This is a genomic window from Shewanella zhuhaiensis (genome assembly GCF_022484835.1).
Taxonomy (GTDB): Bacteria; Pseudomonadota; Gammaproteobacteria; order Enterobacterales; family Shewanellaceae; genus Shewanella; species Shewanella khirikhana.
In genome coordinates this window covers 719,634-732,214 of sequence record NZ_JAKUDL010000001.1, presented here as the reverse complement: position 1 = coordinate 732,214, position 12,581 = coordinate 719,634, and the positions used below count along the sequence as shown (strand labels likewise).

The following is a 12,581-nucleotide window of genomic DNA, read 5'->3' as shown; positions in this document are numbered from 1 at the left end:
AAGCAAGATCATGATTAGCTGTAATTTTTATATCATTTTATCCTTTCCGTGCCTAAATTTCAGCACGGTTACAGCTATGAGGCGCCCAACGGACGCGGCAAATTAGCACAGTATTTCAAAAAAACCGCGTGATCAAGCTCACAGTTGCGCATTTATACGACATGCGCATCACGCAACAAAAACAGAGATAAGATACTGTTAAAACTCGATTAACAATCGAATCACGACTATTTAAAGGGAGAAAGTCAGTGAATCTAACTTTGGAAAATTGGAGGTTGGGCACATTTTTGTAAAAAAATTACAAATATAGTAGCACCCAAGAAACACTTCCAATTAACCATTTTAAGCATCGAGAGGCTTATTATGACTCAACCGCACGAGATTAGCGCACTGAAGAAATTTGTGCGTGCAACCAACTTCCTGGCCACGTCGCAGATTTATCTCAAGCAGAATGTGTTGCACAAAAGGCCACTGGCCCACGGAGACATCAAACCCAGACTCCTCGGCCACTGGGGCACATGTCCCGGCATCAACTTCGTCTATGCCAACGTCAACCGTCTCATCGTAAAACACAAGCGTCCTTTCCTTTATCTCGTCGGCCCAGGCCATGGTTTCCCAGCTGTTCAGGCTAACCTCTTCATCGAAGGCTCACTGAGCCACTTCTATCCAGAAACCATCCCTTATAACGAAACCGGCATCGAAGATATCTGTAAGAAATTTTCAGCTGCATATGGTTATCCTTCACATGCTAACCCCGAAGCCCCTGGTCAGATCCTTGAAGGTGGTGAACTGGGTTACTCCCTATCTGTCGGTTTTGGCGCTGTATTGGATAACCCTGATCTAATTGCCACTGTGCTTGTGGGTGACGGTGAAGCAGAAACCGGTCCTCTTGCAGCCTCTTGGTATGCCAACCGTCTGATTAACCCGGCAACCTGTGGTGCCGTACTGCCTATCGTGCACATTAACGGTTACAAGATCTCCGGTCCTACCCGTATGGGCCGCATGAGTCACGAAGAGCTGGACCTTGAGTTCCGTGGTCTGGGTTACCACCCAATTATTGTGGATGACCAACAGGACGAAGATGTCTATGTGCAGATGACCAACGCCATGGACCTTGCCTACAGCATGATTAACGACATCCAAACCCGCGCCCGCAGCGGTGAAGATGTGTGCAAGCCACGCTGGCCTGTGATCCTGATGCGTACCGCCAAAGGCTGGACCGGTGTGTCAGAAGACAACGGTAAGAAGCTCGAAGGCAACTGTGAGTCGCACCAGGTTATTGTGAACAAGTGCGCCACCGACAAGAAACACCTGGAGGCACTGGACAACTGGCTGGCAAGCTACGGTTTTGCTGACCTGTATAAAATCAACGACCAGGGCGTACTGGAATTCGATGCTGAAATCGCCAGCCTTATTCCACCAAAAGAACTGACCATCGGTCGTCAGCGTCTTTCCTACGGCGGTGAAGTGGTTCGTGCCCTGTCTAACCCAGAATTGACCAAGCTTGCCTATGGTCCTGAAGTACCACGCGGTCATCGCGGCTACTCCATGAACAAGATGGGTGAGTGGATGCGTGAAGCATTCAAGCTGAACCGCGACCAGCGCAACCTGCGTATCTTCAGCCCGGATGAAACATACTCCAACCAGCTACAAGCGGTATTTGAAGAAACCGACCGCGCCTGGCAGTGGCCTATTGAGAGCTGGGATCAGGACATGGCCCGTGACGGTCGCGTACTGGAACTGCTGTCAGAAAACCTGCTGTTTGGCATGATGCACGGTTACACTGTGACCGGCCGCCACGGTATGTTCCCAACCTACGAGGCCTTCTCTCAGGTTGTATCCTCCATGGCTGACCAATACTGTAAGTACGTTTACGCAAGCCAGGGCGTGCATTTCCGTAAGCCGCTGCCATCTTGCAACGTGGTACTGTCTTCATTGCTGGAGCGTCAGGATCACAACGGTTACTCGCACCAGAACCCAAGCTTCCTCGGCGCCATGCTGGAAAAACATCCTGAGATTATCTCAGCGTACCTGCCAGCCGATGCCAACAGCACCCTGGTGTACACCGAACGAGCCTACGCTGACCGCGATAAGCTGAACATTATTGTAGCCGGTAAGAAAGAGCTGCCTCAGTGGCTGACTCTGGATGAAGCCCGCCGCCAGGCCAAAGATGGTCTGATGATTTGGGACTTTGCCTCTGATGAAGATCCGGATGTGGTACTGGCAGGTTGCGGTGACTACGCCACCCAGGAATGTATGGCCTCTTTGGTTCTGATTCGCGAATTGCTGCCACGGGTACGTGTGCGCTTTGTGAGTGTGTCCGAGCTTAACTCCAATGGTCTGGGCAGCCGCAAGTTCCAGCAGAAACCCTGGATGATGGATGAAGTCTTTACCAAAGATAAAGGCGTGGTGTTCAACTATCACGGCTATCCAAACACCATCAAGAAGCTGGTATTCGATTACAAGGGCAGCCACAGATTCCGCATCAAAGGCTACGAAGAGGAAGGTTCAACCACCACCCCATTTGACATGGGCGTGCGTAACGGTACCTCCCGCTACCACCTGGTGATCGACATGGCTTACAAATTGTTCCAGCAAGGTATTATTGATGAGACCCAACACGTGGCCATCACTACCGATATGCTGCAACGTTTGGTTGACCACAAAAACTATATTAAAGCCAATGGGGTAGACCCGATTCATATTGAAAATTGGGTATGGACTCGCTAATACAGTTAAAAAGATTATAAAACTGTGATCTGGAAGGCACTCAAATGGGGTGCCTTTCGTTTTTTTCCACTAAAAGAATGATGTACTGTAGAAATTCAGATATTTAGAATAGATAATATGTGCGGCTTGCTAGAAAAGAAAGGGATCACCACGCTAAGTGCAAGCTATGCTTTTTGAGCATTATGGTGGACATCATTAAACAATGGACTTGGAGAAATATGATGAAAAACTCATTGAAAGTTGCACTGCTCGCATCTGTATTGCCATTCGGTGTAATGGCATCTGATGAAGGCATGAGCCCTTGGTACGTGGGTGGCGGCGTAGGCGTTAACAACTACGAGCCTAACTGCGACCAAAAAACCATGAAAACCTGTGGCGAAGACAGCCCCTATGCTTGGGACGTATTCGCAGGTTATCTGTTCAATGACTACTTCGGTGTAGAGCTGGGTTACCGTGACCTGGGCCGCGCCGAGTGGACCGACTATTCCGACGCCCTGAACGACGTGGGCGCCAAGGGTACCACCCTGGGTCTGGTTGCTTTCTGGCCTTTCGCTAACAAGTGGAGCCTCTCTGCTGAAGCTGGTGCCATGAACTACCTGATCTCCAACAACAAGCGCTGGGGCTCTGAATACTACAGCGACAGCGGTATTGCACCGTTTGTTGGTGCTGGTATCGGCTATAACTTCACAGACAACCTGAAGCTTTCTGCCAAGTATCGTCGTTATGAAAACCTCGATGAAGAAAAGTGGAACACCCTGGAAATGGAAAGCAACTACTGGGGTCTGGAGCTGAGCTACCGTTTCGGCAGCAAGGCTGCACCTGTGGTTGTCGCTCCTGTTGTTGTACCAGTTGACTCTGACAACGATGGCGTAAACGACGATCTGGACAAGTGCCCTGCCACGCCTTCTACTCACAAAGTAGACAGCTATGGCTGCACCATGTACACCGACGACGTGACTACCCACACTCTGGGCTCACTGCGCTTTGCCAACAACTCTTCTGTAATCCACTCTTCTTCTTACGATTCAGTTGAGAAGCTGGCTGGCTACATGAACCAACACCCAGGTTCTACCGTAGAGATCGGTGGCCACGCCTCTAACGTAGGTAACCCAGGCTACAACATGAAGCTGTCTGAGAAGCGCGCCAACGCCGCTGCCAAACTGCTGGTTGAAAAGTATGGCATCAGCGCTGACCGCGTAACTGCCAAGGGTTACGGTATCACCCGTCCAGTTATGGAAGGCAACACTGCCGAAGCTCACGCTGCCAACCGCCGCGTAGAAGCTGTAGTAACTGGTTCTGAGAAGGTACCTGTACTCAAGTAATCCTTGAGTAAACCTTAAAAAGCCACTGCCCTGCAGTGGCTTTTTTCATTACCGCAGCAACGATTCCAACCCGGGGCCGTCGCTTTTGGGAACTTTAAGTCGTTTTTGTAATTTTTTTTCATAGTGCGGTTGGAAAAAAGTGCAAAATCGCTTCTAATATTGTGTCTAGAACTCCGGCGCTCCGGCGGCTTTTCGAAAAGGACAAGATCCATGGCCAATACCTTAGAGCAACTCAAATCCTTTACCACCATTGTGGCCGATACCGGCGATATCGAGGCAATCAAGCGATCTCAGCCTGAAGATGCCACCACCAACCCATCGCTGATTTTGAAAGCGGCGCAAATTCCAGAATATGCAGGTCTTATCGACAACGCCATCGCCTGGGCCAAGACCCAAAGCGACAACTTGGAAACCCAGATTGAAGACGCCGCCGACAAACTGGCCGTAAACATCGGCCTGGAAATCCTTAAACTGGTGCCTGGCCGCATCTCCACCGAAGTGGATGCGCGCCTGTCTTTCGATAAAGCCGGTTCCATCGCCAAGGCCCATAAGCTTATCCGCCTGTATCAGGAAGCCGGTATCGACAAGAGCCGCATTCTGATCAAACTGGCTTCCACCTGGGAAGGCATCTGCGCCGCCAAAGAGCTGGAAGCGGAGGGCATCAACTGTAACCTAACGCTGCTGTTTAGCTTTGCCCAGGCCCGCGCCTGTGCTGAAGCCGGGGTATTCCTGATTTCACCTTTCGTAGGCCGCATTCTCGACTGGTACAAGAAGTCTACCGGCAAAGATTACAGCGCCAGCGAAGACCCGGGCGTGGTGTCAGTTACTGACATCTACAACTACTACAAGCGTCACGGCTACAAGACTGTGGTGATGGGCGCAAGCTTCCGCAATACCGGCGAAATCATTGAGTTGGCGGGCTGTGATCGTTTGACCATAGGTCCATCACTGCTCGAAGAGATGGCCGCCAGCAACACCCCCGTGGTACGTAAGCTGACCCCAGCCACCGAAACCGTTGCCCCGGGTCCTGTGATGAGCGAAGCCGAGTTCCGTTGGGAGATGAACCAGGATGCCATGGCCGTTGAAAAACTGGCTGAAGGGATCCGTAATTTCGCAGTCGATCAAGGCAAACTGGAAGAAATGCTCAAGGCCAAACTGGCCTGATAACGCGGGGAAGCAACGAATGAGTCGAGTTACCAACACTCCTGAGTGGCAGAAACTGAAGGAATATTCCAACAATCTGCCCCATATGCGTGAACTTTTTGCGACTGACAGCGCACGTTTCAACAAAATGTCACTGAAAGCCTGTGGCCTGTTTTTGGATTACTCCAAAAACCGTGTGAATGAAGCCGTGCTCAGTGCCCTGTTTGGTCTGGCGCAGCAGGCTCAACTGCCAGCGCGAATTAAGGCCATGTTCGCCGGTGACATTATCAACACCACAGAAAAGCGCGCCGTACTGCACACCGCGCTGCGTGCCCCAAAGGGTGCGGTGGTGGAAGTGGATGGCGTTAATGTGGTGCCTGAAGTTCATGCAACCCTGGATAAAATCGAATCCTTCGTTGCTTCTATTACCTCTGGCGAGTGGCGCGGTTACACCGGCAAAGCCATCACTGATATCGTCAGCATAGGTATCGGTGGCTCCTTCCTTGGTCCGAAAATCGCCACTCAGGCGTTGCGTCCATACTGGAGCGGTAAACTGAACTGCCATTTTGTGGCCAACGTCGATGCCACCTCGCTGGTTGAAAAGCTCAAGCTGGTTGACCCGGAAACCACCCTGTTCCTGATGTCGTCCAAATCATTTGGTACCCAGGAAACCCTGACCAACACCCTGAGCGCCCGCGACTGGTTCCTGCAAAGCGGTGCAACTCAGGCTGATGTAGCCAAGCACTTTGCCGCAGTCACCTCCAACGTGGCCAAGGCAACCGAATTTGGTATCGATGAAGCCAATATCTTCCCGATGTGGGACTGGGTTGGCGGCCGTTACTCTCTCTGGTCTGCCATTGGTTTACCGATTGCGCTGATGGTTGGCATGGACAATTACCGCGCCCTGCTGGCCGGTGCCCGCGAGATGGATGAACATTTCACCTCTGCGCCACTGGCTGAAAATATGCCGGTTATCATGGGGATGCTGTCTGTTTGGTATGGCAACTTCTTCAATGCCCAATCCCACGTAGTACTGACCTACGATCACTACCTGCGCGGCCTGCCGGCATACTTCCAGCAGCTCGATATGGAAAGTAACGGCAAGTCCGTCATGCTTGAAGGCGACACCGTCGACTTCAGCACCGGCCCCGTGATCTGGGGCGGCGAAGGCACCAACGGCCAGCACGCTTATCATCAGTTGCTGCACCAGGGCACAGCTCTGATCCCGGCCGATTTTATTATGCCGCTGCAAAGTCATAATCCGCTGGGTGAACACCACGCACAGCTGGCGTCCAACTGCTTTGGCCAGACCCAGGCACTGATGCAGGGCCGGACCTTCGAAGAAGCCTTGGCGGAACTCGCCTCCAGCAAGCTTGCTGAAGAAGAGAAAACCCTTATTGCCCGTCACAAGGTGATGGACGGCAACAAGCCCAGCAACACCCTGCTGATGGATAAACTGACACCGGCAACTTTGGGTGCCCTGATTGCGCTTTATGAGCATAGAACCTTCGTGCAAGGCGTTATTTGGGACATCAACTCCTTCGACCAATGGGGCGTGGAACTTGGCAAGACGCTGGGCAATGACGTGCTGGCCAGACTCGGCGCCGGCAAGGACGCTACTGAGCTGGATTCCTCCAGTAACGCACTGATCAACCTGTTCCGCCAAGGACATATCTAAGTCCTTCTTCTGTATACAGAACCTAAAAAGCCGGCATAGCCGGCTTTTTATTTATCAAGCGATATCAATTAATTAGTCTCCAATCGTACGAATTCACTCAAACGTCATACCTCCTTAACACACCTGAAACATTCTTCTTGCACCCTATTTGCGATGTGTGGTATTTAGTTGCTGAGAAAACATACAACAACAGGAGGTTGCCATGGATCGTTTAGATTATGGTAGTGCGCTAGATGAAGTCGTAGAAAGACCAGGTCGCTCCAAGGGCTCCAACAAGAAACGTAAATGGAGGGAAATCGAAGCGCTGAAGGATAAGCATCGCCTGCTGAAGGAATTGCAGGATATCGACTCCAACTTTGATTACGATGTCGACAGCCTCCTGGCATAAATCGCATTCAAAAAAAGAGCGCCTGAGGCGCTCTTTTTTATTGTCTGTTGCTGATCCAGCAGGGCTACATCTCTACTTTTAGTCGGACTTAGTCGGACTGTTGCAGGTAATTTTTCAGCTCATCAAACAGCTGGTTATCGTTGTCGCTGAACAGCGGGTCTTCCACCAGCTTAATAAGGCAGCGCTCGTTGATTTGATGCCAGTCTTCGTCGGTCAGTTGCCGCGACAATAACGGAAACATTTCCCGTTCTTCAAACAGCATGTGCTCTTCCTGGCTTCGAACATAGCCAGACAGATCCTCAATCAGCTTCTCTTTGGCCACCACCACATCACATAAAATGAGATTCAAGGTACCCATCAGGGCTGCCGAAGACTCCACCAGAGCCTGGTGTTCTTTACTTAAACGGTCGAGCCTGGGTACCGACGGGTACTTTTGCAGGCAATAGTCGTAAATCACGTCTTCAAGGGGGTGATGGCTATGCTCGGCGTAGCTTTGCATATACTCCACGATGTCACGCACCAGGTTGAAATTAACGCTGTCCCCGTTTTCCAACATAGCGCGTTTCTTATTGAGGATCTTAAGCAAAATAGCGATATGCTTGTGATCTCTCATCAGTCGGTTGAGCATAGGTCGTCCCCCGTGCCAATGTCTGTTTCTCTAATACATAGTAGTCAACTGCCTGAACCTTAACCACTATAGCAAAGGCACCCAAAACCCCAATGTGATTACGATCAAGCTTTTAGCCTACGCACTACTGCGTTCGAGCGCATCCACCACCGACTTGAGTGACCCCTGCAGCCGCAGAAACGCATTACTGGCCGAGTTGGCTTCCCGCAGATTTCGCTCCACCAGCCCGGTGAAAAAGTTCTCCTGCTCTTCGGTCATATCCAGCACATGGAAGCTGGCGCGGATTTCAGAGGTAATATTGGTCAGCGCATGGCAAAAGCGCTCGTCGCTCTCCTGAATACTGTTCGACAGCCCGCCAACCAACTGCTGGATATTGGCAATTGCTTTTTTCAGGGTTTGCTGGCGGGAGATGTCCAGGATCCGCGCCTCCAGCCCCTCTACTACCACCGCAATCACATCGCGAATTCGGCCGTAAAGCACCTCATCATTCAAGGGCATGTTTTTAATCAAAAAAGACACATGCTTGTCGTTGCACACGGTGCGGGAGCCAAAGTCGTACAATCGTCCCTGATGGTCGAGCAGCTCAAAAATATTGGCCTCAATGGGGCTGATGGCGGTGTGCTCAGGCACAAAATACAGTGGCTCTTCCACCCGGATCTCAAGGCAGGTTTTCAGTTCCAGCAGATTCATCAAATCGAAAAAAGCATCCGCCAGCGAGCGATAGTCCTGACATAAGAAACACTGACGGAAAAACTGCAGTACGGCACCATACTGGGACGACTCGTTCATCGACTGGAATGCCATATTGCGGGAAAAGCTTTCCGCCTCGGCAAGCGAACGCTTCTTGATTTGATAGGTCGCCACAGCGTGGGTTTTGGCCATCAGCTCTTTAAGCTCAAAGGGCTTGGCAATAAAGTCGACCCCACCGGCCTCGTAAGCTTTCAGGCGCTCTTCAAGGGTATTCATCCCCGAAACAAAGATAACTGCGCTGTCGATGCCTGCCTGCTGCAATTCACCGCAAAGGGCAATACCCGAGGTGTCCGGCAGGCTGATATCCATCAAAACGATATCGGGCTTTTTGCCACTCAACGCCTTTTTGTAACTATCGGCATTGAAAAACAACTGCACCTCATAGTCATCCTGCAACACTTCACGCATCAGATGGCAATAATCGGTGTCGTCATCCACTATCCACACATTGAGTCGTTCCATCAGTTTACTTCTCCTTTTCCCGCAAATTTCACCCCGACTTCAGCCAGCGCATTGGCAAAGGCTGAAAGCTCGAAGGGTTTGTGTAGTACCTTGAATGGCATTTCTTCGTGTTTTTCCACGCCTATATCTTCAATAAAGCCCGATACCAGCAGCACCGGCATCGGGTGCAGCGCACTGAGTTCGCTGGCAAGCTCGTAACCGTTGATGCCACCGGGCATCAACACATCTGTTACCAGTAGCCCGGCGTCACAGGGATTGTGGAGATATTTCTCGCGGATGCAGACCCCATCGCTGAAGGTTTCAACCTCCATGCCCATCAACTGACAATAATCACTGAGCACATTCAACAGCTCCGGCTCGTCATCAACCAGCAACGCCTTGAGTGGCCCGGCAACCTGGGGCACGCTGGAATCGCGGGTAAGCTTAGGAGCCAGCGCCGCCTTTTTAGCCTTCACCGCAGGAAACCAGAGCCGAAACTCGGTGCCGCAGGGGCCGGTAGCGATGACATTCATATAGCCACTGGAGCGCTTTACAAAGCCGTAAATCATGGCTAGACCAAGACCAGTGCCTTTGCTTTTATCCTTGGTGGTAAAGAAGGGCTCGAATATTTTCTCCAGTAAATGCAGCGGGATACCGTGGCCCGAATCGCTAACTGATATCCATACGTAGCGGCCAGCCTCCACCATTACCTTGCCACCAAGACCCGGCAGAAACCCAGCCAAATCCTGCTCGCCGGTGGAAATGGTCAGGGTGCCCTCGCCATTCATCGCATCCTTGGCATTGATCACCAGATTAAGCAGCGCATCTTCCAAATCGCCCCGGTCTACCATCACATCCATGGTTTGCGGGGCAGGCTCAAATTGCAGCCGGATCTGGCTGGTGAGCGATTTGGCAAATAGATCTTTAAGACTTTCGATAACTTCGTTCACCTGACAATGCTGGGCATTAAATTGCTCCTGTCGGGAAAACTGCAGCAACCGGCGGGTAAGCTCAGTGCCCCTTTGGCAGGACTTCAGCGCCGTATTCAGGTAGCTTTCAAGCCGCTCATCCCGGTTTTTGAGTTGCATCAGTTCGACATTGCCTTTGAGCACCCCAAGAATGTTATTGAAATCATGGGCAATACCGCCCACCAGCTGGCCAATTGCCTGCATTTTCTGGGTGCGGGCGACCGTGTGCTCCATGGCGCGATACTCGGTGTAATCGCGGCCAATCAACGCAAACAAGCCACCTTTATTGTCCTGCTCCAATGCCACCACGTGCATATGCAAAAAGGCGAGTTCACCGTTGGCTTTTCGACAATAAATCTCATCATCAAAGTCCTGTCCTGCCGTTAATGAGGCACAGAGATCCACTTCATTGCCGTTGGCCTGGGGACCTTTGGGGAACAACTGAGCTAACGACATCCCCTGCAACTGGCTGCGCGGGTAGAGACTGATGCAAATAACCGCAGCATTGGCGTAAACGATTTCGCTGCTGCCTTCGTGGTACTGCTTTACCACCAGAATGAAATCGTCACTGTTGCTGACAATAGCGCGGAACATTTCCTGCTCTAATTCCCCGCCGGCAAGCTCCTGTAAGCGGTTGTGCCATTGCAACGACTGGCGGGTAAGGATACCCATCAGGATATCGGCAATAAGCTCGCCGAAGCTCAGCATGAAGCCGAACCAGTCATCGTTGGGGGAATGGAAGAACACCAGCAAGTCGGTGTGCTTTACCGGCCATACCACGAACTTGTGCCAGCAATGCACCAGCCCTTCCTGCTCGGCAAAGGGCCAGTCTCGGATATCTTTCCACAAGGTGAGATAGCGCACTGAGTCACGGCACCAGCAGGACGCAGATGGCGGCATTTCCTCGGCGTTAACAGTGGATTTCTCGACCATCAATACGGCCTGGGAGCCGCTGTGTTCAGCGAGAATTCGACAAAGGGGCAGAATAACGTCTTCCCCGCGAATGAAGCGGGCCTGGAGCCGCCCAAGTTCAGCCAGCAGGGCAGGATCAAAAATGGCTTGTCGGGCATCGAGCAGCATATTGTTGGCACCAGAGTCCATTCCAGTCGTTTCCTGTTAACCTTCTTTGATTTAAAGCTTAGTCAACTTCTGCCGCTTTGCAGAACAAGGTTCTGTATCCGATAAAAATATCCATGAAAAAAGGAGGCCGCAGCCTCCCTTTGATTAAACATGTTGAGCACGATTACTGACGCAGCACGCTAAACAAATGGCCCTTGAGCGCGGCAAAATCCGCCTTAAGTTCGGCAGACAGCACCGGTTTGTGCTCCACCGCCGCAAGCTCGGCTGGCAGCGGCAACTTCAGTGCCAGTTCGCGGTCAACCACATCCTTGAATTTGGCCGGATGGGCAGTGGCAAGGAAGATACCGCGCTCACCTTCAACAAGCTGACGATTAAGCGCATCGGCGGCGATGGCCGCATGGGGCTCAGACAAATAGCCCTGCGCATGCAGTGCCTTGAGTGATGCACTGGTTTCGGCTTCAGTCAGCGCCTCGCCGACAACCTCACTGAGCGACCACCCCATGGCCTTGGCAATGGCTTCCACACGAGGCCAGTTGCTGGGGTCGGCCACATCCATGGCGTTGGACATGGTGGCCACAGTGGGATTGACCTGCCAGCTTGCACTTGCCAGATAACGCGGCACAGTGTCGTTGCTGTTGGTCGCGGCAACAAAACGCTTCACCGGCAGCCCCATGGCCTTGGCAAAGAAGCCCGCCGTAAGGTTACCGAAGTTGCCACTGGGCACGGCAATCACAGGGGCATCATTGTGCTGCTTGCGATACTGGGCAACGGCCTCGAAGTAATAGCAGATTTGCGCCAGCAAACGACTGATATTGATAGAGTTAGCCGAGTTAAGGTGCAACCCTTCGCGCACATCGGCATCATCAAATGCCTGTTTCACCAACGCCTGACAGGCATCGAAATCGGATTCAACCGCCACCGTATGGATGTTGTTACCCAAGGTGGTGAACATCTTTTCCTGCAGCAGGCTGATTTTGCCCTTGGGGTAAAGCACACACACCTGCACCTTATCCAGACCATAAAAAGCATCGGCCACGGCAGCGCCGGTATCGCCGGAGGTGGCAGTAAGAATGGTCAGACGCTCAGCACCGGCAAGCACATTCAGACACTGGGCCATAAAGCGGGCGCCAAAGTCTTTAAACGCCAGCGTCGGGCCGTGGAACAGCTCCAGGCTGTAACGGCTGTCATCCACCTTCACCAGCGGCGCCGGGAAGGTAAAGGCCTTGTCGACCAGCCCATCTACCACCTCTTGCCCCAGTTCATCGGCGAGCCAGGCACCCAGCACCTTTTTGCTGCGCTCAGCAAAGGGCAAGGCCAGCAGAGTTTCAACGTCGTCCAGCTCAGGAATGTGGGTTGGGAAAAACAGCCCGCGGTCTTTGCCAAGCCCCAGCTTTACCGCCTGGGAAAAACTCACCCGCTCATCGGGATGTTTAAGATTGTAAAGTTCCATTGC

At 52.0% G+C, this 12,581-nt stretch carries 9 protein-coding genes; 5 read left to right on the top strand and 4 right to left on the bottom strand.

The features are described 5' to 3' along the window. Window positions 1-363: 363 nt before the first annotated feature. The 5 genes from MJ923_RS03165 to MJ923_RS03145 all read left to right on the top strand — a co-directional run bounded on the left by MJ923_RS03165 (window position 364) and on the right by MJ923_RS03145 (window position 7,261). Window positions 364-2,730, top strand: coding sequence for a phosphoketolase family protein (locus tag MJ923_RS03165; protein ID WP_240589872.1), 2,367 nt, complete (start codon window positions 364-366; stop codon window positions 2,728-2,730). Window positions 2,731-2,948: 218 nt separating this feature from the next. Continuing rightward, the gene (locus tag MJ923_RS03160) at window positions 2,949-4,052 is read left to right on the top strand and encodes an OmpA family protein (protein ID WP_240589871.1); all 1,104 of its coding nucleotides are present in this window, start codon (window positions 2,949-2,951) and stop codon (window positions 4,050-4,052) included. A 210-nt stretch (window positions 4,053-4,262) separates the two neighbouring features. Then, on the top strand, window positions 4,263-5,216 hold the full coding sequence (tal, locus tag MJ923_RS03155) for a transaldolase (RefSeq protein ID WP_240589870.1): 954 nt from the start codon (window positions 4,263-4,265) through the stop codon (window positions 5,214-5,216). 19 nt (window positions 5,217-5,235) lie between these two features. Then, on the top strand, window positions 5,236-6,873 hold the full coding sequence (pgi, locus tag MJ923_RS03150; protein ID WP_240589869.1) for a glucose-6-phosphate isomerase: 1,638 nt from the start codon (window positions 5,236-5,238) through the stop codon (window positions 6,871-6,873). Between the two features lie 202 nt (window positions 6,874-7,075). Beyond that, entirely contained in the window at window positions 7,076-7,261 is a 186-nt protein-coding gene (locus MJ923_RS03145; RefSeq protein WP_126166042.1) for a DUF3545 family protein, read from the top strand. Window positions 7,262-7,349: 88 nt separating this feature from the next. Here the strand turns inward: MJ923_RS03145 and MJ923_RS03140 are convergent, their stop codons facing one another. From MJ923_RS03140 to thrC, 4 genes are all read right to left on the bottom strand, one after another. Further along, on the bottom strand, window positions 7,350-7,889 hold the full coding sequence (locus MJ923_RS03140) for a hemerythrin domain-containing protein (RefSeq protein WP_240589868.1): 540 nt from the start codon (window positions 7,887-7,889) through the stop codon (window positions 7,350-7,352). Between the two features lie 117 nt (window positions 7,890-8,006). After that, window positions 8,007-9,101, bottom strand: a complete 1,095-nt coding sequence (locus tag MJ923_RS03135) for a response regulator transcription factor (protein ID WP_240589867.1) — start codon at window positions 9,099-9,101, stop codon at window positions 8,007-8,009. Further along, window positions 9,101-11,149 (bottom strand): hybrid sensor histidine kinase/response regulator, encoded by a 2,049-nt coding sequence (locus MJ923_RS03130; protein WP_240589866.1) that lies wholly within the window; start codon window positions 11,147-11,149, stop codon window positions 9,101-9,103. Before MJ923_RS03130 ends, MJ923_RS03135 begins: the two co-directional genes overlap by 1 nt. Window positions 11,150-11,291: 142 nt before the next feature. Continuing rightward, the gene (gene thrC / locus MJ923_RS03125) at window positions 11,292-12,578 is read right to left on the bottom strand and encodes a threonine synthase (RefSeq protein WP_240589865.1); all 1,287 of its coding nucleotides are present in this window, start codon (window positions 12,576-12,578) and stop codon (window positions 11,292-11,294) included. Window positions 12,579-12,581: the final 3 nt, after the last annotated feature.

Bases quoted from the DNA above. Each gene is read 5' to 3' on its own strand.
- MJ923_RS03145 (WP_126166042.1), top strand. From the start codon at position 7,076: ATGGATCGTTTAGATTATGGTAGTGCGCTAGATGAAGTCGTAGAAAGA.
- MJ923_RS03135 (WP_240589867.1), bottom strand. From the start codon at position 9,101: ATGGAACGACTCAATGTGTGGATAGTGGATGACGACACCGATTATTGC.
- tal (WP_240589870.1), top strand. From the start codon at position 4,263: ATGGCCAATACCTTAGAGCAACTCAAATCCTTTACCACCATTGTGGCC.
- MJ923_RS03165 (WP_240589872.1), top strand. From the start codon at position 364: ATGACTCAACCGCACGAGATTAGCGCACTGAAGAAATTTGTGCGTGCA.
- MJ923_RS03130 (WP_240589866.1), bottom strand. From the start codon at position 11,149: ATGGACTCTGGTGCCAACAATATGCTGCTCGATGCCCGACAAGCCATT.
- thrC (WP_240589865.1), bottom strand. From the start codon at position 12,578: ATGGAACTTTACAATCTTAAACATCCCGATGAGCGGGTGAGTTTTTCC.
- MJ923_RS03140 (WP_240589868.1), bottom strand. From the start codon at position 7,889: ATGCTCAACCGACTGATGAGAGATCACAAGCATATCGCTATTTTGCTT.
- pgi (WP_240589869.1), top strand. From the start codon at position 5,236: ATGAGTCGAGTTACCAACACTCCTGAGTGGCAGAAACTGAAGGAATAT.
- MJ923_RS03160 (WP_240589871.1), top strand. From the start codon at position 2,949: ATGATGAAAAACTCATTGAAAGTTGCACTGCTCGCATCTGTATTGCCA.